The 18,822-nt window shown below is 39.3% G+C and carries 13 protein-coding genes; 8 read left to right on the top strand and 5 right to left on the bottom strand.

Features of this window, described 5'->3' with window-relative positions; all coding sequences use genetic code 11:
• Window positions 1–82: 82 nt before the first annotated feature.
• The 3 genes from AC1M9L_RS10865 to AC1M9L_RS10855 form a co-directional block, all read right to left on the bottom strand.
• Window positions 83–2,245 carry a malate synthase G gene (locus AC1M9L_RS10865; RefSeq protein WP_481592101.1) on the bottom strand — a complete coding sequence of 721 codons (2,163 nt, stop codon included), beginning with the start codon at window positions 2,243–2,245 and terminating at the stop codon, window positions 83–85.
• A 354-nt stretch (window positions 2,246–2,599) separates the two neighbouring features.
• Window positions 2,600–3,742, bottom strand: a complete 1,143-nt coding sequence (gene zapE / locus AC1M9L_RS10860; RefSeq protein ID WP_481587652.1) for a cell division protein ZapE — start codon at window positions 3,740–3,742, stop codon at window positions 2,600–2,602.
• A gap of 100 nt (window positions 3,743–3,842) precedes the next feature.
• Entirely contained in the window at window positions 3,843–4,853 is a 1,011-nt protein-coding gene (locus AC1M9L_RS10855; RefSeq protein ID WP_481592100.1) for an AraC family transcriptional regulator, read from the bottom strand.
• Window positions 4,854–5,008: 155 nt separating this feature from the next.
• Between AC1M9L_RS10855 and AC1M9L_RS10850 the strand changes: the two genes are divergently transcribed.
• Window positions 5,009–6,529, top strand: a complete 1,521-nt coding sequence (locus AC1M9L_RS10850) for a flavin-containing monooxygenase (protein WP_481592099.1) — start codon at window positions 5,009–5,011, stop codon at window positions 6,527–6,529.
• A 38-nt stretch (window positions 6,530–6,567) separates the two neighbouring features.
• On the opposite strand, the gene AC1M9L_RS10845 is transcribed toward AC1M9L_RS10850, so the two are convergent.
• Both AC1M9L_RS10845 and msrB read right to left on the bottom strand, forming a co-directional pair.
• Window positions 6,568–7,050: a glutathione peroxidase gene (locus tag AC1M9L_RS10845; RefSeq protein ID WP_035266096.1), complete on the bottom strand. Its 483-nt coding sequence runs from the start codon at window positions 7,048–7,050 to the stop codon at window positions 6,568–6,570.
• Window positions 7,047–7,466 carry a peptide-methionine (R)-S-oxide reductase MsrB gene (gene msrB, locus AC1M9L_RS10840; RefSeq protein ID WP_035266138.1) on the bottom strand — a complete coding sequence of 140 codons (420 nt, stop codon included), beginning with the start codon at window positions 7,464–7,466 and terminating at the stop codon, window positions 7,047–7,049. The genes AC1M9L_RS10845 and msrB overlap by 4 nt, the downstream gene beginning before the upstream one ends.
• A 151-nt stretch (window positions 7,467–7,617) precedes the next feature.
• Here msrB and AC1M9L_RS10835 point away from each other — a divergent pair, with 151 nt between their 5' ends.
• The 7 genes from AC1M9L_RS10835 to AC1M9L_RS10805 all read left to right on the top strand — a co-directional run bounded on the left by AC1M9L_RS10835 (window position 7,618) and on the right by AC1M9L_RS10805 (window position 18,657).
• Complete coding sequence (locus tag AC1M9L_RS10835) at window positions 7,618–8,853, top strand: pyridoxal phosphate-dependent aminotransferase (RefSeq protein ID WP_481587655.1); 1,236 nt, start codon at window positions 7,618–7,620, stop codon at window positions 8,851–8,853.
• Window positions 8,854–9,039: 186 nt separating this feature from the next.
• Window positions 9,040–10,098 carry a type II asparaginase gene (locus AC1M9L_RS10830; protein WP_481592098.1) on the top strand — a complete coding sequence of 353 codons (1,059 nt, stop codon included), beginning with the start codon at window positions 9,040–9,042 and terminating at the stop codon, window positions 10,096–10,098.
• Between the two features lie 173 nt (window positions 10,099–10,271).
• Window positions 10,272–13,850: a DNA polymerase III subunit alpha gene (dnaE, locus tag AC1M9L_RS10825; RefSeq protein ID WP_481592097.1), complete on the top strand. Its 3,579-nt coding sequence runs from the start codon at window positions 10,272–10,274 to the stop codon at window positions 13,848–13,850.
• Between the two features lie 13 nt (window positions 13,851–13,863).
• Window positions 13,864–14,706: an RNA methyltransferase gene (locus AC1M9L_RS10820; RefSeq protein WP_092767753.1), complete on the top strand. Its 843-nt coding sequence runs from the start codon at window positions 13,864–13,866 to the stop codon at window positions 14,704–14,706.
• On the top strand, window positions 14,699–15,511 hold the full coding sequence (gene cysE / locus AC1M9L_RS10815) for a serine O-acetyltransferase (protein WP_035266113.1): 813 nt from the start codon (window positions 14,699–14,701) through the stop codon (window positions 15,509–15,511). The genes AC1M9L_RS10820 and cysE overlap by 8 nt, the downstream gene beginning before the upstream one ends.
• Window positions 15,512–15,621: 110 nt before the next feature.
• Window positions 15,622–16,539: an ABUW_2363 family tetratricopeptide repeat lipoprotein gene (locus tag AC1M9L_RS10810; protein WP_481592096.1), complete on the top strand. Its 918-nt coding sequence runs from the start codon at window positions 15,622–15,624 to the stop codon at window positions 16,537–16,539.
• A 114-nt stretch (window positions 16,540–16,653) separates the two neighbouring features.
• Window positions 16,654–18,657: an esterase/lipase family protein gene (locus tag AC1M9L_RS10805; RefSeq protein ID WP_481592120.1), complete on the top strand. Its 2,004-nt coding sequence runs from the start codon at window positions 16,654–16,656 to the stop codon at window positions 18,655–18,657.
• Window positions 18,658–18,822: the final 165 nt, after the last annotated feature.

Raw genomic sequence — 18,822 nt, 5'->3', positions numbered from 1 at the left:
CTCTTCATGCCACTTTTTACCCAATGGTCAACTATTTTACACAGTCGTAAAAAAAGCCTCCGGAGAGGCCTTTTTATTTTAATTAGTCACCAGTATAACCTTTAAGCTTCAAGCGGTAAGCATGAAGTAATGGTTCTGTATAACCTGATGGTTGTTCAGCACCTTTAAACACTAAATCATATGCTGCTTGGTAAGCATAACCGTCAAACCCAGGCGCCATTGGTGTGTACGCTGGATCGTTCGCATTTTGCTCATCTACAATTTTAGCCATACGTTGCATTACTTCTTCAACTTGCTCTTTAGTCACGATACCGTGACGTAACCAGTTAGCAACGTGTTGAGATGAAATACGTAAAGTTGCACGGTCTTCCATCAAACCAACGTTGTTGATGTCTGGAACTTTAGAACAACCAACACCCAAATCAACCCAACGAACAACATAACCAAGAATACCCTGAAGGTTATTTTCTAACTCTTTGGTTTTCTCTTCATCAGTCCAATTCGTATCAGTCGCTAATGGTGGAGTTAATAAATCATCTAAAGGTAATGCTTCAGTTTTTAACAACTCTTGTTGACGCGCTGAAACATTACATTGGTGATAGTGAATCGCATGAATTACAGCACCAGATGGTGATGGAACCCAAGCACAGCTCGCACCAGCTTCAGGATGCTCAATTTTGGTTTTATACATATCTAAAAGCATATCTGGTTTAGGCCACATGCCTTTACCAATTTGTGCTTTGCCACGTAAGCCTGCTTGTAAACCAACCATCACGTTACGGTTTTCATATGCAGGGAACCAAATTTGAGATTTAACTTCACCCTTACGAACGAATGGACCTGCTTCCATAAAGGTATGGATTTCGTCACCTGTACGGTCCATGAATCCTGTGTTAATGAAGATGGTACGATCTTTCGCTTGAGCAATACAGTTTTTCAAGTTTACAGAAGTACGGCGCTCTTCATCCATGATCCCGATTTTAAGCGTTTTTGCTGGCAAACCTAGAGCTTGTTCTGCACGCTCAAATAGTTCAACTGCAAATGCAACTTCTTCAGGGCCATGCATCTTAGGTTTAACGATATACATAGAACCTTTACGAGAGTTCTTGATTTCATTTTGACCTTTGATGTCAGCAAACGTTAATAACGGTGTGATCAATGCATCCATGATACCTTCATAGATTTCTTGACCATCCACTAGGATCGCCGGGTTCGTCATCAAATGACCAACGTTACGAAGAAGCATCAATGAACGACCGTGCAAAGTTGTTTCGCCACCGATCAGATTTTTGTGGGTACGGTCTTTGTTTAAAGCACGAGTAATGGTTTTACCATTTTTCTCGATTTTCTCTTCCAAAGTACCCTTCATCAAACCTAACCAGTTACGGTAGCCTTCAACTTTTTCTTCAGCATCAACCGCAGCAATTGAGTCTTCCAAATCTTGGATCGTTGTTACCGCAGATTCTAAAACAAGATCTTTTACGCCAGCAGCATCCGTTTGACCAATTGGGCTTGTCGCATCGATTTCAATGATGACATGCAAACCATTATTTAATAAAACGATTTCTGTCGGCGCAGACTCTTCACCATTAAAACCTACAAATTGAGCTTGTTTAGCCAAATTCGTTGTGCTGCCATCTTTAAGCGTTACCACTAATTTTTTTGCTTCAACAGCGTATTTCGTAACATCCGCATGTGATCCATTTGCTAAAGGGAAAGTTTCATTTAAGAAATTTTTAGCAAAAGCGATAACTTTTTCGCCACGAACAGGGTTATACCCCTTACCTTTTTCCGCACCGCCTTCTTCCGAGATGACATCGAAACCATACAATGCGTCATATAAAGAGCCCCAACGAGCATTTGCAGCGTTCAAGCAGTAACGTGCATTACGTACAGGCACAACCAATTGTGCACCCGCCAATAGTGCGATTTCTTCATCTACATTTTCAGTTGTAATTTGAAAATCTTCTACTTCTGGTAATAAGTAGCCAATTTCTGTCAGGAAAGCTTTGTAAGCTCCTAATTCAAATTTATTATTGCGGTGCCATTCATCAATTTTCGCTTGAATGTCATCACGCTTAGCCAAGAGTGCTTTATTTTTTGGGCTAAGATCAACAACGACTTGTTCAAAGTTTTTCCAGTAAGTTTCACTGTCTAAACCAGAACCTGGTAGTGCTTCATTTTCGATGAAATCGTAGAGTTCTTTAGCAATCGCTAACTTGCCTTTCTGAATACGTGCAGTCATTGTCTTTCCTGATATTGCTACTTTTTATACAAGAGAATCTAGTATACCCATTTATAAATTGCTGAATAGTAATATCACATTGCTAAATAGTGATCATTTATTATAGACACCAATCAGATGAGACTTTTGATCTATTACTTATTGAGTCGTTTTAATTCAACAATCTAATTACAGTGTATAAAGTTTTATAAAGGTAGAAATTAGACTTAAGTGCCAATTTCCATCAAATCTGATTTAATTTAAACCAATATGTCTATTTTCTCTACGCTTTTAAGCGACGATTTCAAATTTATTCCACTCCAAATAAAAAAACCCAAACATCATCTGTTTGGGTTCGTTTTTGAATTTTCACATTTATTCTGCAGGCATATCAATTTGTCGATGCGCAGATTGTAAATAGTCATCTGATTGCATTTCGAGTAAGCGTGAACGTGTGCGTTCGATTTCAAACGCTAATTTTTCGCCACTATATATATCAATGATACTGGCATGTGAGGTTAGTAATAATTTAACACCACGATCATAGAACTCATCGACTAAATAAATGAATCGGCGTGTTCCTTCTGATAAATAATCATTCAGATCGGGAACATTACTGACTAGGACAGTGTTATAAGTGTTCGCAATTTCGATAAAGTCCGCAGGACTTCGTGGCTTCATACAGAGTTCAGAAAACTCACACCATAATACATCTTCAGTATGACCAATTGTATCGACATTACGTCCATTAATGATGATCGGTTCTTCACTCACATTTTGAGCACTGGTTAATGCTGAAAAACGTTGTGCCATCCATACCTGATTATCATGGCTTAAAGGTGATTTGAACAACTGCGCTTGTTTCAGTACACGCAAACGATAGTCAACACCTGCATCCACATTCAAAATGACACAATTCTTTTTTACCATTTCAATCGTTGGAATAAAGCGGTCGCGATGAATACCGTTCTTGTATAAACCATCTGGTGCAATGTTTGATGTCGCAACAAGTGTAATTCCACGAACAAATAGCTTTTGGAATAAATCACTTAAAATCATCGCATCCGTGACATTTGATACAAAGAATTCATCAAAACAGATCACAACCGCATCTTTGTAAATTTGATCAGCAACGATGTCGAGTGGATTTTGCTGTCCTGAATTTTTATTTAACTCTTTATGCACATATTGCATAAAATGATGGAAATGCATACGCGTCTTACGACGGAATGGTATCGCATCATAAAACTGGTCCATCAACCAAGTTTTTCCACGCCCAACACCACCCCACATATAAACACCCTTCGGGGCTGTTTGACGGCGAAAACGTCGAAACGCTTTTTTAGAAGCTTTATATCGTAAGATCAGTTCTTCCCAAACACGATTAAGTTCATGTACAGCTTGAGCTTGAGCATCATCAGGCATAAATTGTCCTGACGAAATTGCGTGAGCATAACGTTCTGCAGGTGATTGCGGAGTGTGACTTAAACTATTTTGCGAAGAATGAGAATGGAACATAGATATTGATTACTTTTTTAGGCCGTCGGAAGTATAACGAATATTTAAAAAAATGATAAATAACACTTTGGCATATACCATTTGAGCATACATGCTGAGGTTATTTCCCATACTGTCGTGGACTTTGTCCAAACCATCTTTTAAAAGCATGGTTAAATGCTGCAGGTTCTGAATATCCAAGCATTTCAGCTATTACTTCGATTGAATACTCTTTGTACTCAATTAATCGAAGCGCTTTCTCTCGAATGAGTTGCTCCCGTATTTGCTTATAGCTTGTATCCAGTTGGTTAAGCTGATGTCGCAAAGTACGCTCTGGAATATTCAATGCTTGAGCAGTTTCTGCCATTGTTGGAATCTGCCCCGTTTGTAAATCCAAATAATCGTGAATTCTTTGAATCAACTGGTGTTGATTCAATTGTTGTGCATTCAATCTTTCGATTTCAGCATTACATCTTTGTTGATGGACATTAAATGTGATTTGATCAGCTGAAGGCAACTTCAATTCTAAAATTTCAGCATCAAAAATCAGTCGAAATTTCTCTTGTTCAAACCGAACTTGTTCACCGAAATAATTCAAATACTTGTTCAAAAAAATGGATTCTTTCGGTCGTGAAAACGGCAATTCAATCTGCACTTCAGGAAAGGGCAATCCTATCATTTTGTAGATATCTTGCACGAATTTAACCGTACCTGAAATTTCACATTGAGCCCTGAACTCATCAACTTCACTTTGTAAATTGAGTGGCTCATAACATAAAGCCGCATAGACACTCGTCTGCTCTAATGTAAGCCTACCCGATAAATGGGTAAGCGCTTGATAGCGTATTCCATTTGTGAGAGCCGCACCGACATTCGAGCTTGTGACCAACAGCATGAGAAGCGGACCATAGCCTGCGAGCGCATAATGTTGACCGACATCCAAACCAAGCAGCGGGTTAACCCCTTTAGCAATAATTCTTTGAATGATTTGTTCTAATTCAGGTTGAATCGTTGAACTCGGATCTAAGGCATCCGCCTTTAAACCGACAGCTTCCAATCTTTCGTCCACATTTATTCCGACCTGTCGCATGCCCTGTATGAGATACAACAAACCGAGAATCGACCTTTTCATAAAACAGAATTTTAAAATTAAAGTTGCATATGTTTTACCCTAAAAAAAAGGGAAAGAATATTGCCGAAAATATCAATATTAAATGTCAATGAAATCATGTCAGTTTCAGTCCAGACTGCTTATGATAGCTTCAAATAATATAAACGAGTATTAAAATGGAAGTTACATCAGATCAGCTAGATACAAATTCAGTCGACTTAACTGAAACGCAACTCATCAAGAAAAATACTAAAATTGCGATTATCGGCGCCGGATTTGGAGGATTAGCCACAGCTATTCAACTTCTTAAACGCGGTATCAAAGATTTTGTTATTCTTGAAAAAGCTACAGATGTAGGTGGTACTTGGCGTGAAAATCAATACCCGGGTGCTGCATGTGATGTGCAGTCTCATATGTATTCATTATCTTTTGCACCTAAATCTGATTGGACAAAACGATATGCTGAAGCACCTGAAATTTTTCAATATATTCAAGATCTTATTCAAGAATATGATTTAAAAAAATTTATTCAATTTGATACCGAAGTCATTTCGACACGCTTCGATGAGCAAGCTCATGCGTGGGAAATCTCCATCAAGAATCAAAGTGCTCTACGCAGTCAATTCCTTATTTTTGCCTCTGGTCCATTGCATATTCCTCAAATTCCAAAGATTAAAGGTATCGAAAAATTTAAAGGCGAAGTATTCCACTCATCATCTTGGAATCATGCTTATGACCTGAATGGTAAACGTGTAGCCAGTATCGGCACAGGTGGAAGTGCAATTCAATATATTCCTGAGATTGCACCAAAAACCAAACAGTTATACGTGTTTCAAAGAACTGCTGCATGGGTAATACCGCGCGATGAACGTGCTTATAATGCTTTAGACAAAAAACTGTTTGCCCAATACGACTGGTTTAGAAAATTGCATCGAGCGCGCTTGTATTGGTCAAATGAATCACGCGTAGTTCCGATTGTAAAACCTCAAATGATGCGACTGGGTCAAAAACTTGCAGAAGCTTTTATTCGCTTCCAAGTCAAAGATAAAGAAATAGCAAAAAAATTGACACCAGATTACACCATGGGGTGTAAAAGAATTTTGGTATCAAATCGATATTTCCCAACATTTAATCGCAAGAATGTAGAGCTCGTGACGGACAGCATCCAAGAAATTACTGAAAATGCGATTGTTACCAAAGATGGGCAAGTACGAGAAATAGATTGCTTAATTTACGGTACTGGTTTTATTACTGATCCACGAATTTATTTAAAAGATTTTAAATGTTATGGTGAAAATGGTATTGAGTTGAAAGAAGCATGGAAAGAGGGTGCTGAAAGCTATTATGGAATTTCTACCAAAGGATTTCCAAATCTCTTTCAACTTTTAGGCCCGAATACTGTTTTAGGTCATAACTCTGTAATTTTTATGATCGAATCTCAAGTGAATTACATTCTACAACTGATTGAAGCTGTAGAAAAATCCAAAACCAAAGCAATCGTGGTCAAAGATGTAGTCCAAGAAGAATTCAACCGTAAAATCCAAGAAAAATTTGCAGGCACAGTTTGGCAATCTGGCTGTGTGAGTTGGTATCAGCAAGAAGGCGGAAAGAATTTTTCACTTTGGCCGAGTTATACATGGAAGTATTGGCTAGAAACCAAAAATGCAAATCTAGCCGATTACCGTTTCTTGAATTAAATGAATAAAAAAAATCAGCTCAATTGAGCTGATTTTTTTTACTGAGCCAGCGCTTTTTGAATATCATCTTCAATGCTTTCTGGTTTAGTTGTAGGTGCATATCGATTAAGCACTTTGCCATCTTTTCCAATCAAAAATTTGGTAAAGTTCCACTTAATTCCACTTCCTAAAATGCCTTTGCTGTTGTTGGTGAGATACCGAAAAATCACATGGGCTTCAGGACCTTTTACATCCACTTTAGCGAACATCGGAAAGGATACACCGTAATTTCTCTGGCAAAAACTACCAATTTCTTCGTGCGTACCCGGATCTTGCCCACCAAATTGATTACACGGAAATCCTAATACCTCAAAACCTTGATCTTTATACTTTTCATACAGCGCTTCCAACCCTGCAAATTGTGGCGTAAATCCACATTTGCTGGCTGTGTTGACTATCAATAGCACTTTACCTTCATAGTCCGAAAATTGCTTATTTTCCCCTTCTAGCAATTCTGCCTCAAATTGATAAATATTGGTCATGGATAGGTTTCCTCATCATTTTTTTCTTGGGTTTTTAATTCTAATGAAGCTGAGTTTACACAATAGCGAAGACCTGTAGGTTCAGGTCCATCCTCAAAAACATGACCTAGATGTGCGTCACAATGATGACAAACAATCTCAGTACGAATCATGCCATGTGAGTGATCGTCATGTTCTTCAATGACTGTTTGGTTGATTGGACGATAAAAACTAGGCCATCCACAACCACTGTCATATTTGGTTTCTGAAGTAAATAAAGGTTCGCCACAGCAACGACAAACATAAGTTCCTTCTTGTTTGGTATTCCAATATCGCCCTGTGAAAGCAGGCTCAGTTCCCTTTTGACGGGTAATACGATACTCCTCTGGTGATAACTCTCTTTGCCATTCTCGGTCTGTTTTATTGAGTTTTCCCATGATTAACTCCTTTAAATCTTTGACATTCAATGTCATGCTTCAGTACCTTCATATTTACGCTAGAGCTTGAAAAATTTCTAGCTAAATTTCTACATAGATTGTGATATTTAGTAATCTATTTTTATTCACTCAAAAATAATTGGATGGGAATATGTCCGTTTTAGGTAACACTACTCCACGCGAAATTAAGAAATCGTCTAAGCTCGAGCATGTATGCTATGACATTCGTGGACCTGTGTTACGCGCCGCCAACGAAATGGAAGAAGCCGGACATAAGATAATTAAACTCAATATCGGCAACCCAGCGCCCTTCGGTTTTGAAGCACCTCAAGAAATTATCAATGATGTTGCGTTGAACTTACCAAATGCAATTGGCTATACAGACTCAAAAGGGATTTTCCCTGCCCGCAAAGCGGTTTGTCAGTACTATCAACAAAAAGGTATTTTCAATATGCATGTCAATGACGTTTATATTGGGAATGGTGTTTCTGAGCTGATTGTAATGGCTATGCAAGGCCTGTTAGATGACGGCGATGAAATGCTGGTGCCAATGCCAGATTATCCATTATGGACTGCTGCCGTTAATCTTTCTGGTGGTACTGCAATCCATTATAAATGTGATGAAGAAAACAATTGGTATCCTGATATTCAGGATATGGAAAACAAAATTACGCCTAATACTCGTGGGATCGTGATTATCAATCCGAACAACCCAACGGGTGCTGTTTATCCACGTCATGTCTTAGAAAAAATTGTCGCTCTTGCAAAAAAATATGACCTGATTTTATTTGCTGATGAGATCTACGATAAGATCGTTTACGATGGAATCGAACATGTATCGGTCGCTGCCCTTGCGGGTAATCAACTGTGTATTTCATTTAACGGATTATCTAAATCCTATCGAATTGCTGGATACCGTTCAGGCTGGATGGCAATTACGGGTGATAAGACACGTGCAGCAGATTATATTGAAGGTCTAGACATGCTCGCGTCAATGCGCCTGTGTGCTAACCATCAAGCTCAATATGCTATTCAAACTGCATTGGGTGGCTACCAGTCTATCAACGATTTAATTCGTCCAGGTGGTCGTTTGTATGAGCAACGCAATATTGCTTGGCAAATGTTGAATGAAATCCCAGGTGTAAGCTGTGTTAAACCTGAAGGTGCAATGTATTGTTTCCCTAAACTTGATCCTGAAATTTATCCGATTCAGGATGATGAACAGTTTATGCTTGACTTCCTCAAAGCAGAAAAAGTGTTATTGGTTCAAGGTACAGGATTCAACTGGCCTACCCCTGATCATTTCCGTGTGGTGTTCTTGCCTGCTGAAAATGAACTTCGTGAAGCGATTAACCGTCTAGGAAGATTCTTGGCGAAAATGCGTTAATTCAGTCGTTTTATGTGAATGATGTATTTAAAACCCCCAGATTTCAATGTGGGGGTTTTATATTTAATATTTTGATTATTTCATGATATTAATTTCATTTTGATTATATACAAACACCCTTCTTTTCCTTTATCGTGATTAAGCATTATCCATGCACAATACTATAAAAAACATTTAGGAAAAAAGATGAAAAAGACGCTAACCGCACTGACTCTATCGATTGGCTTGTTATTACCCCTAGCGAGCTTTGCTAAAAATAACGTTGTCGTCGTTGCAACTGGGGGAACGATTGCTGGTGCTGGTGCTAGTTCAACCAACAGCGCCACTTACACTGCCGCAAAAGTTCCAATGGATGACTTACTGAATGCCGTCCCTCAAATTAAAGATTTAGCCAATGTGAGTGGCGTACAAGCAATGCAAGTTGCTTCTGAAAGTATTACGGACAAAGAATTACTTTCCCTTGCCCGCCAAGTCAATGATTTGGTTAAAAAGTCAGATGTAAATGGTGTTGTGATTACACATGGCACAGATACTTTAGAAGAAACCGCTTTTTTTCTTAATCTAGTCGTACAAACGGAAAAACCTATTGTTGTTGTCGGCTCAATGCGCCCATCGACGGCTTTATCTGCGGATGGCCCACTAAATTTATATAGTGCAGTTGCTCTGGCAGCAGACCCGAGTGCAAAAAATAAGGGGGTGTTCATCCTTATGAACGATAGTATTTTTGCAGCTCGAGATGTGACTAAAGGCATTAATATTCATACCAATGCCTTTGTAAGCCAATGGGGAGCTTTAGGGACGTTGGTAGAATCTAAACCTTATTGGTTCCGAAGTTCTGTTAAGCGATTTAATCAGCGGTCAGAATTTAATATCGAGAATATTAAGGGTGATACACTCCCATTAGTTCAAATTGTCTATGGCTCTGGCAACATGATTCCTGATGCTTATCAAGCGTATGCCAAGGCTGGGGTTAAAGCCATTGTCCATGCAGGTACAGGAAACGGCTCAGTCGCGAAAAATATTGTTCCCACGCTGAATCAACTTCAGCAAAGTGGTATACAAATTGTACGTTCTTCACGAGTGCCACAAGGATTCGTTCTCCGTAATGCCGAACAACCAGATGACAAATATGGTTGGGTAGTTGCACATGACTTCAACCCTCAAAAAGCTAAAATTTTAACCGCGCTTGCTTTAACCAAAACCAAAGATGCAAAAGAAATACAACGCATGTTCTGGGAATATTAAGCCCAATTTTCATGTTATAAAAAAGTGCCGAATGGCACTTTTTTTGATTGATATAAAATCGCCTTTATTCAAATCGAAGATAATTTGTGCGAATCATATAAAATATCGTGGATTCTCAGCTCTAAATCACTTTGCATGATAAAATACGCTCTGCTCTTGTAAAGGACTCATCTATGCAGTTTGTTCATCTCGGTGTTCATACAGAATTTTCTATTACTGAATCAATCGTACGTATACCTGATCTAATGAAGTCTGCTGTACAGGATTCTATGCCTGCACTCGCGATGACAGATTTATCGAACTTACATGCAGCAGTGAAGTTTTATACCTCGTGTCTTAAAAAAGGGATTAAACCTATTTTAGGAAGTGTGATTCGTTTGAATGATGAATCACATCGTATGACTTTACTGGCGATGAATAATGAGGGTTGGCGTAGTTTAACTGAAGTAGTATCGCGCGGCTTTATTGAAGGACAACAACTCAGTATCCCGTGTGTAAAAAAAGAATGGGTGTTAGAACAAGCGCCGGGCATGATTGCACTTTTAGGGATTAAAAGTGATGTTGGAGAAATGCTGTGTTCAAGTAGCCCTGAAAAAGCTGAACCCTTACTTGAAGCTTGGATAGAAAAATTTGGCAATCGTGTCTATTTAGCACTCACGCGCACCAATCGCCCACAAGAAGAAGATTTTATTATTGAAGCTGTTAAATTAGCCGCAAAATATCAAATCGGTGTTGTCGCTCATAATGATGTTCATTTTATTAGAGAAGAAGACTTTGAAGCCCATGAAGCGCGCGTCTGCATCGCAGATGGCTATGTTTTAGGTGATAATCGTCGTCCACGTACTTACAGCCCTGAGCAATATTTCAAAACAACAGCGCAAATGGTGGAGTTATTTGCTGATATCCCCAGTGCTATTCAAAATACAGTTGAAATTGCTAAACGCTGTAATGTGACACTTCGCTTAGGTAAATACTTTTTACCTGACTATCCAATTCCTGAAGGTCATACAATTGATACCTTCTTTGCCCATTTGTCTAAAGAAGGATTAGAAGAACGTCTTAATCACCTCTATCCTGTGGAGAAACGTGGAGAAGACTGGCCTGAAATTCGGAAAGAATATGACGATCGATTAGATTTCGAAATCAAGATCATTAACTCGATGGGATTCCCAGGTTACTTCTTGATTGTCATGGACTTCATTCAGTGGTCCAAGAACAATGGCGTACCTGTAGGCCCGGGCCGTGGTTCAGGTGCAGGCTCATTAGTTGCATACAGTTTAAAAATTACAGATTTAGATCCACTACCATACGGACTTCTTTTCGAACGTTTCTTAAACCCTGAACGTGTTTCGATGCCAGACTTTGACGTGGATTTTTGTATCGCAGGTCGTGATCGTGTAATTGATTATGTAGCACGAACTTATGGGCGTGACGCTGTATCTCAAATTGCAACATTTGGTACGATGGCAGCGAAAGGTGCAATTCGAGATGTTGCACGAGTTTTAGGTAAGTCTTACGGCTTAGCAGATCGTATTTCTAAAATGATCCCGACTAAACCTTTGGGTTTAAGTTTAGAAGAATCTTTAGAAGCAGAACCACAACTTAAAGATATTGTAACCAACCCATCCAACCCAGATTATGAAGATGCATCAGAAATCTGGGAAATGGCGCTTAAACTTGAAGGAATAACGCGTAACACTGGTAAGCACGCAGGTGGTGTTGTAATCGCACCGACCAAGATTACGGACTTCTCAGCTGTACTGTGTGACGAAGATGGTACCGGTCGTGTCGCTCAATTTGATAAAGACGATGTTGAGGCGGCAGGACTTGTTAAATTTGACTTCTTGGGGTTGCGAAATCTTACTGTAATTGAAGATGCTATTCAGCACATTAACCAACGATTAAAGTTTGATATACCTCTAAAGATTGAGAATATTCCGCTAAATGACAAAGCTGCATATTCGATATTTGCCGAAGCAAATACCACTGCGGTATTCCAATTTGAATCCGTGGGCATGAAAAAAATGCTCAAGGAAGCACGCCCAAGTAAATTTGAAGAAATTATTGCCTTCGTGTCATTGTACCGCCCGGGCCCAATGGATCTAATTCCAGACTTTATTCATCGTATGCATGGTGGAGAGTTCGAATACTTACATCCCCTATTAGAAGGTGTCTTAGAACCTACCTATGGGATTATGGTATATCAAGAACAGGTTATGCAAGCAGCTCAGTATTGTGCTGGATATAGTCTAGGTGGTGCGGACTTACTTCGTCGTGCGATGGGTAAAAAGAAACCTGAAGAGATGGTTAAACAACGCCAAATCTTTATTGAAGGTGCTGCAAAAAAAGATATCGATGAGCAAACGGCGAACCATATCTTCGACTATATGGAAAAATTTGCAGGCTATGGTTTCAACAAATCACATGCTGCAGCCTATGCATTGGTGGCTTATCAGACGGCTTGGTTAAAAGCACACTATCCTTCTGAGTTTATGTCCGCTGTACTGACTTCGGAAATGCAAAACACAGACAGTATTGTATTCTTGATTGATGACTGTCGTAACAATGGTCTCGACGTGTTACCACCTTCCGTCAATATGTCGATTTATCAATTCCATGCAATTGATGAAAAAACCATTGTATATGGTCTAGGTGCAATCAAGGGTGTTGGTGAAGCAGCTATGCAATCCGTCATTGATTCACGTAAGCAACTTGGACCTTATAAAGATTTATTTGATTTCTGCCATCGCATTGATCTGAAGAAAATCAATAAACGTACACTTGAAGCTTTGATTCGCTCAGGAGCCTTAGATTGTCTCGGCCTTGAACGCGCGACTTTAATGGCTCAATTGCCTGAAGCTGTACAAGCAGCCGAACAAGCTCGTTCAAACCGCGAAACAGGCATTATGGATTTATTTGGTGAAGTTGAAGAAGTTCAACGTAAACCCACTAAACCTGTAAAACCTTGGTCTGATGAAGTCCGTTTAAAAGGTGAAAAAGACACCTTAGGTTTATACTTAACGGGACACCCCATTGATGTGTATCGCCCCGAGTTAAAAGCGTTTATTTCTAACAAAATTAATGAGCTGACTCCAACACGTCGTGGTGTGACTACAGTATTTGCCGGCTTGGTTGTGGATGTCGCAAATTTCCCTAACCGCATGATGATCACACTCGATGATGGTACTGCTCGAATTGAAGTCTCAGCAAATCATGAACGCTTCCAACGTTTTAAAGATATTATTGTGAATGAAAGAGTGATTGTGATTGAAGGTGAAATATATGAACGTGAAGGCTTCGATCGTCCGATGGGACGTCTTACAAAAGCGTTTACATTAAACGAAATTCGTCAAAAACGTGCGAATCACATCCTCATCAAATTACAACCTGAGCATATTCAGCCAAATCTTGGTCAAGAGCTTTCACAGATCATTCAACCATTTTGTGATGTAGATATGTGTCAGCATGTGCCATTACAAGTACAACTCGACTTTCCATATGCAACGGCTGATTTTCATTTACCACCACAATGGAATGTCGCACCACTCGATGACTTATTGTTCAAACTGCGCGACTATTTTGGTAAAGAGGCCTTACATGTGGAGTATCATGTCAAGTCAAAAGCTGCACGTTCCCACGCCGCAGAACCAAAATCAGAACCAGTCATCACATCACATGCCTCTCCACCAGACCAGATCAGTATGGATGAAGCAATGGATCAATACATGACGGAAGTCAGTCAATACTCTTAATTTTGGAAGATTTATGAATTTAATTGATAATGCTGCTGTCTCAGCGCATTTGTCTCATGTGCGTATTGTCATGGTGAATACTACCCTGCCTGCGAATATCGGTAGCGCACTTAGAGCAATGAAAACCATGGGGCTTTCAAAATTGGTTTTAGTTGCACCTAAAACTTATCCTCACCCTGATATTGATGCACTTGCAGCCGGTGCAACCGATTTAATTGATCAAATTCAGATTGTAGAAACGCTTGAAGAAGCCATCGCAGATTGTCATTTAGTCTTTGGTACAAGTGCTCGTAGCCGAACTATTCCATGGCCTTTATTAGATGCTCGGCCTGCTGCTGATAAATCGATGCAAGCGGTGATCAAAGAACAACAAGAAATTGCCGTAATATTTGGGCGTGAAGATCGCGGATTAACCAATGAAGAGTTGGCCTTGGCGAATTACCATGTGACCATCCCTGTGAATACAGACTATGGGGTACTCAATGTCGCTCAAGCAATTCAAATTATTTGCTATGAAATGCGAATGGCGACCACAGCTCTCATGGAACAAGTTGAAGATCCTCAAGCAGTTATGAAAGTGACTGATGAAGATTCTATGCATTGGGATGAGCCGTTGGTAACACATCAACAGATGGAACAATTTTATCCTCATTTTGAAAAAATGTTGCACGAAATCGAGTTTTTAGACCCAGAAAACCCACGATTATTGCCTTTACGCTTGCGTCGCTTATTCGGACGTATACAATTAGATCGTATGGAGTACCATCTTCTTAGAGGTATTTTCAGTCGTGTTCAGGCATTGAACAATGGCACATGGAAAAAGTCAGATTCTAAAGAGAAATCAAAAGATGCTTAAACAGCTTAAAGAAGATATTCAAGCTGTGTTTGCCCGCGATCCTGCGGCGCGCAACACATTTGAAGTTTTAACCACTTATCCAGGAATTCACGCACTGATTATGCATCGTGTTGCGCATGAGCTTTGGAAAAAAGAGTGTAAAACTTCAGCCCGCATGCTGTCTTCTTTTAGTCGTTTTGCAACTGGTATCGAAATTCACCCAGGTGCCAAAATTGGCAAACGTTTTTTTATTGATCACGGTATGGGTGTGGTCATTGGGGAAACAGCTGAAATTGGTGATGATGTGACGCTCTATCATGGCGTGACATTAGGTGGCACCACTTGGAATAAAGGCAAACGTCACCCAACTTTAGAAGATGGTGTAGTCGTTGGCGCAGGTGCGAAAATTTTAGGACCATTTACCGTGCATAAGAATGCGAAGGTGGGTTCGAATGCTGTGGTCACCAAAGAAGTCCCTGAAGGTGCTACTGCCGTAGGTAACCCAGCGCGATTTATTATTAAAAATCAGCAAAAAGATTTGGACAAAGAATCCGAACGACGCAATTATGCAGAAAGCATCGGTTTTCAGCCGTATGCGACAACCCAAGATCAATCAGATCCTATGTTAGAAGGTATGCGAGTATTATTGGATCGTATACAGCACAATGAAAAGCGCATGAACACTCTATGTCAGCGACTTTCATTACTTGATCCAACATTTAATAACGCTCAAAGTAATGGACAACCATTTAGTGCTGAAGAGTTAAAAATCATTGACGAAGTTCGTCGTGAGTGCGAAGCTCAAACTGCACAATCAAAAGCTTAATGTATAAGTTTGACTAAGTTAGGTGAATCTGAGTTGCATGTTGTTTCGACTTTTCATAGACTCAGATACAACCTGAACTAGAATTTAAAAACATAATATTGGAAGAAAATATGACGATTAAGCCCCTCATTGCCACCATGATCGCTGTTTCATTATTGAGTGCTTGTAGCTCTCCAGCAGTAAAAAAACAATCTAACACAAACGATCCAATCGTCTTTTCTGAGCCTGATTTAAGTGCGCCATTTTATGCATTAAATCCTTTTAATTATAGCCAACCACCAGTATTCGAGCTTGAACTAAAAAAAGCTGCTGCTGCACCACTTCAAAAACTTGAGGTGACTGATCCAAATAATCCAAACAGAAAGATGATCCTCGACCAAAACAAATTAATCGTACCGACTGTGAATAGTTCACAACGTGCGATGAAATACACGGTTTTAGCGGGTCAAAATGAAATCGATATTACAGAAATTGATGACTTCCTCCAGATGGTTGAAGGTAAAGCACGTCACTATCCTCCTCGCTTTACAGATCGTCAAGAACGTCGCGGTTTTGAAGCTAAATTACGTGAAGTTTCAGCTCAACTAGATACTTTAGCAGCGAAAGATAACGCGTCATTCGATATCCTAATTCGTGCATTTAAAGCAAGTATATTGGGTCGTAACCTCGATCTTGGTTCTGCTTATACCACTAAATCATTAAAATATGCACAACAAATCCTGAAGATCAACAAAGAAGACGCTGAAGCGAACTTCTGGTTCGGTTTCTCTTTGTCTGAAGGTGGTGGTCAAAAAGAAGCTATTCCATATATCGATAAGGCCATCAAAGCGGGTGTTCAAGAAGCTTATCTCGTAGCTGTTAATAACTACCTCGCATTGAGCCAAAAGAAAAATGCAATCACAACTTTAAAAAATTACAAGGTGAAATATCCTGAAGAAACTGAAGTTGCTGACCGCTTGATTCAAGAAATTGAGAAACAAGGTCGTTACAATGTTTGGCAAATTTTAAACAATCCAGCGAAATCATAATCTTATTAAAAAAAAATAGACTGATCATTCAGTCTATTTTTTTTAGCACTTATTTTTATCTCCCTAAAAATAACGTATGCTCAGCGTTAATGATTCATGCTGACAGTTGAAAATATGTTTATGATGAACAATAAATACATCGGCGTCCTACTGCTCGCAACACCACTATTTATGACAGGTTGCCAAGTCGTCAGTGTAAAAAATCAAGCGCTTAATGTTTCGATCGCGAATGAACGAGATAGCATATTAACGCGTAAAAAAATGAGTGAAGCGAGTCTTAATGTCCTCTCCATGACAGGCAGTGAGGCTGAAAGTTGTTCTAATGATCCAGATAAATGCGTATCTGATCTAAAAAAAATAAAACAAATTCAAGATGAACAACTTTATTCAACTGCAAGTGAAGCATATTTGACACGGGCATTAACCCTCAGTAATTCTTCTGATTGTAATACCAGTTTAATTAATAAATATCAGTCAGAAGAAAAGCAAAAACTTCATCAAGAAAACTATAGTCAATGTCTTGACCAACAGTTAGCAATGCTTGATAAAAGTATTCGTTATAGTTATGCCTATCTATTCAAGACAAAACGCCAACCAAGCGACCGTATTTTCGATAATAGACAAGTTCAAATACGAGATTTCTACAATCAAGCCTTGGCGAAAATGGTGATGACCTATGGTATGCGCTATACGGGTGAAAAAGTTCCCAAACAAATAAAAATTGGTGAAAGCATTTATACCATCAACTATGACCATTACCCTCAGATTGCTAATCAAAAATTAGATAGCCTGCTTTCAAGCTACAACCTCAATTTTAGTGGCTTGCGTTCGATTAACCGTCGGGATGGTTTCGGTGCGGAATTTGTCGCAACGCTTCCAGCGCCAGAGCGAAATAGCGATTCAGGTAAATATATTGTAGATCCATTAAATCACGCTTATAAAAATGGTCGTAACCCTAATATTCATCCACCACGTTATCTTTCAGTCACGATGACTGCTGAGCCTGCGCGTCAGAGTAATGTAGAGGATATTCTGAATGACCCGCATTTCACCCTGAATATTTATGATCCTTATGGATTAGATCAATTAAAAGTAGGTGGAAAAGTTTATCCCTTAGCTGCGAATTACTCTGCACCTTATGGTTTGTGGCTTGCCGAAAATAACTTAGGTGCTGCTGCATATTTGAGTTTGATTGATCGTGACAATACAATCACAATGCCCCATCTCTTTATGCTCGAACCCTATAATCCAAACAAAAAAATTATTGTTTTGGTGCATGGACTTGCAAGCAGTCCAGAAGCTTGGATTGCATTAACCAATGACATTATGGGAGATAATGTTCTTAGAGAGCATTATCAAGTTTGGCAAGTATTTTACTCAACCAATATGCCAATTTTAGAAAGTCGCTTTCAGGTGAATGCGATCATTCAACAAGCACTTAATTCACTTGATCAATCTACAGCATCAGCTAAAGATGCAGTTCTGATTGGACATAGTATGGGTGGTATTATTTCAAGATTATTGGTGAGCCAAGCTGATTTAACACAACCTGCATTGTCTCAATTAAAAAATTCTCAAATTAGCCGCTTTAAGAATGAACCTTTATTTAAAGCTCGTTTACAAATCAAACCTGTGCCACAGTTCAATCGTGCTATTTTCTTAGCAGCACCTCATCGAGGTACAGATTATGCTGATCGTTGGTTTACACGAGCTGCGCGTAAAGTGATCAAGTTGCCAGGTGCATTTTTGGGTGCATTTGCTGAATCGCTCTCAGATAAAGATATTAATATTAAACATTTTGTCAAAGACTTAGGTCATGGATTGATTCAAAATGGTCCGAGTGATCTGAGTCACAACTCTCCTTTCACCAAATTAACCTCACCTGTGACGCCAATTAAAGGATTTAAATTTCACTCCATCATGGGGAATGTGACTGAGAGTAAAGATCCTACTGTTATGTCAGATGGGATCGTGCCTTATCAGAGTGCTCATCTTAAAGGGGCACAATCTGAGATTATTATCAAAGGTGGTCACTCAATTCAGGAAACGCCTGAAGCTGTTTTGGAATTAAGACGAATCCTAAGACTTCATTTGACAGAGCTTGGAATTGCCAAATAACGATTTCCTTTAGCTTTTATCAGCCGATGTATCAAAGATGCATCGGCTTTTTGTTTTTATAGTCCCAAAGGACGACTTTTGAATCCCACTCATATTTTTAACTACCTTCTCCATAAAATATTTGAGAAAAAATGGATAACGATTAGAACAAACTGGATAGCCTGA

It is taken from the genome of Acinetobacter sp. ANC_7511 (assembly GCF_056779975.1).
The sequence above is the reverse complement of the archived record's forward strand: the minus strand, read 5'-3'. Positions and strand labels throughout refer to the sequence as shown.

What these genes read in the sequence shown, in the direction of transcription:
- AC1M9L_RS10865 (WP_481592101.1), bottom strand. Translation starts at nt 2,245, where the DNA reads ATGACTGCACGTATTCAGAAAGGCAAGTTAGCGATTGCTAAAGAACTC.
- zapE (WP_481587652.1), bottom strand. Translation starts at nt 3,742, where the DNA reads ATGTTCCATTCTCATTCTTCGCAAAATAGTTTAAGTCACACTCCGCAA.
- AC1M9L_RS10855 (WP_481592100.1), bottom strand. Translation starts at nt 4,853, where the DNA reads ATGAAAAGGTCGATTCTCGGTTTGTTGTATCTCATACAGGGCATGCGA.
- AC1M9L_RS10850 (WP_481592099.1), top strand. Translation starts at nt 5,009, where the DNA reads ATGGAAGTTACATCAGATCAGCTAGATACAAATTCAGTCGACTTAACT.
- AC1M9L_RS10845 (WP_035266096.1), bottom strand. Translation starts at nt 7,050, where the DNA reads ATGACCAATATTTATCAATTTGAGGCAGAATTGCTAGAAGGGGAAAAT.
- msrB (WP_035266138.1), bottom strand. Translation starts at nt 7,466, where the DNA reads ATGGGAAAACTCAATAAAACAGACCGAGAATGGCAAAGAGAGTTATCA.
- AC1M9L_RS10835 (WP_481587655.1), top strand. Translation starts at nt 7,618, where the DNA reads ATGTCCGTTTTAGGTAACACTACTCCACGCGAAATTAAGAAATCGTCT.
- AC1M9L_RS10830 (WP_481592098.1), top strand. Translation starts at nt 9,040, where the DNA reads ATGAAAAAGACGCTAACCGCACTGACTCTATCGATTGGCTTGTTATTA.
- dnaE (WP_481592097.1), top strand. Translation starts at nt 10,272, where the DNA reads ATGCAGTTTGTTCATCTCGGTGTTCATACAGAATTTTCTATTACTGAA.
- AC1M9L_RS10820 (WP_092767753.1), top strand. Translation starts at nt 13,864, where the DNA reads ATGAATTTAATTGATAATGCTGCTGTCTCAGCGCATTTGTCTCATGTG.
- cysE (WP_035266113.1), top strand. Translation starts at nt 14,699, where the DNA reads ATGCTTAAACAGCTTAAAGAAGATATTCAAGCTGTGTTTGCCCGCGAT.
- AC1M9L_RS10810 (WP_481592096.1), top strand. Translation starts at nt 15,622, where the DNA reads ATGACGATTAAGCCCCTCATTGCCACCATGATCGCTGTTTCATTATTG.
- AC1M9L_RS10805 (WP_481592120.1), top strand. Translation starts at nt 16,654, where the DNA reads ATGTTTATGATGAACAATAAATACATCGGCGTCCTACTGCTCGCAACA.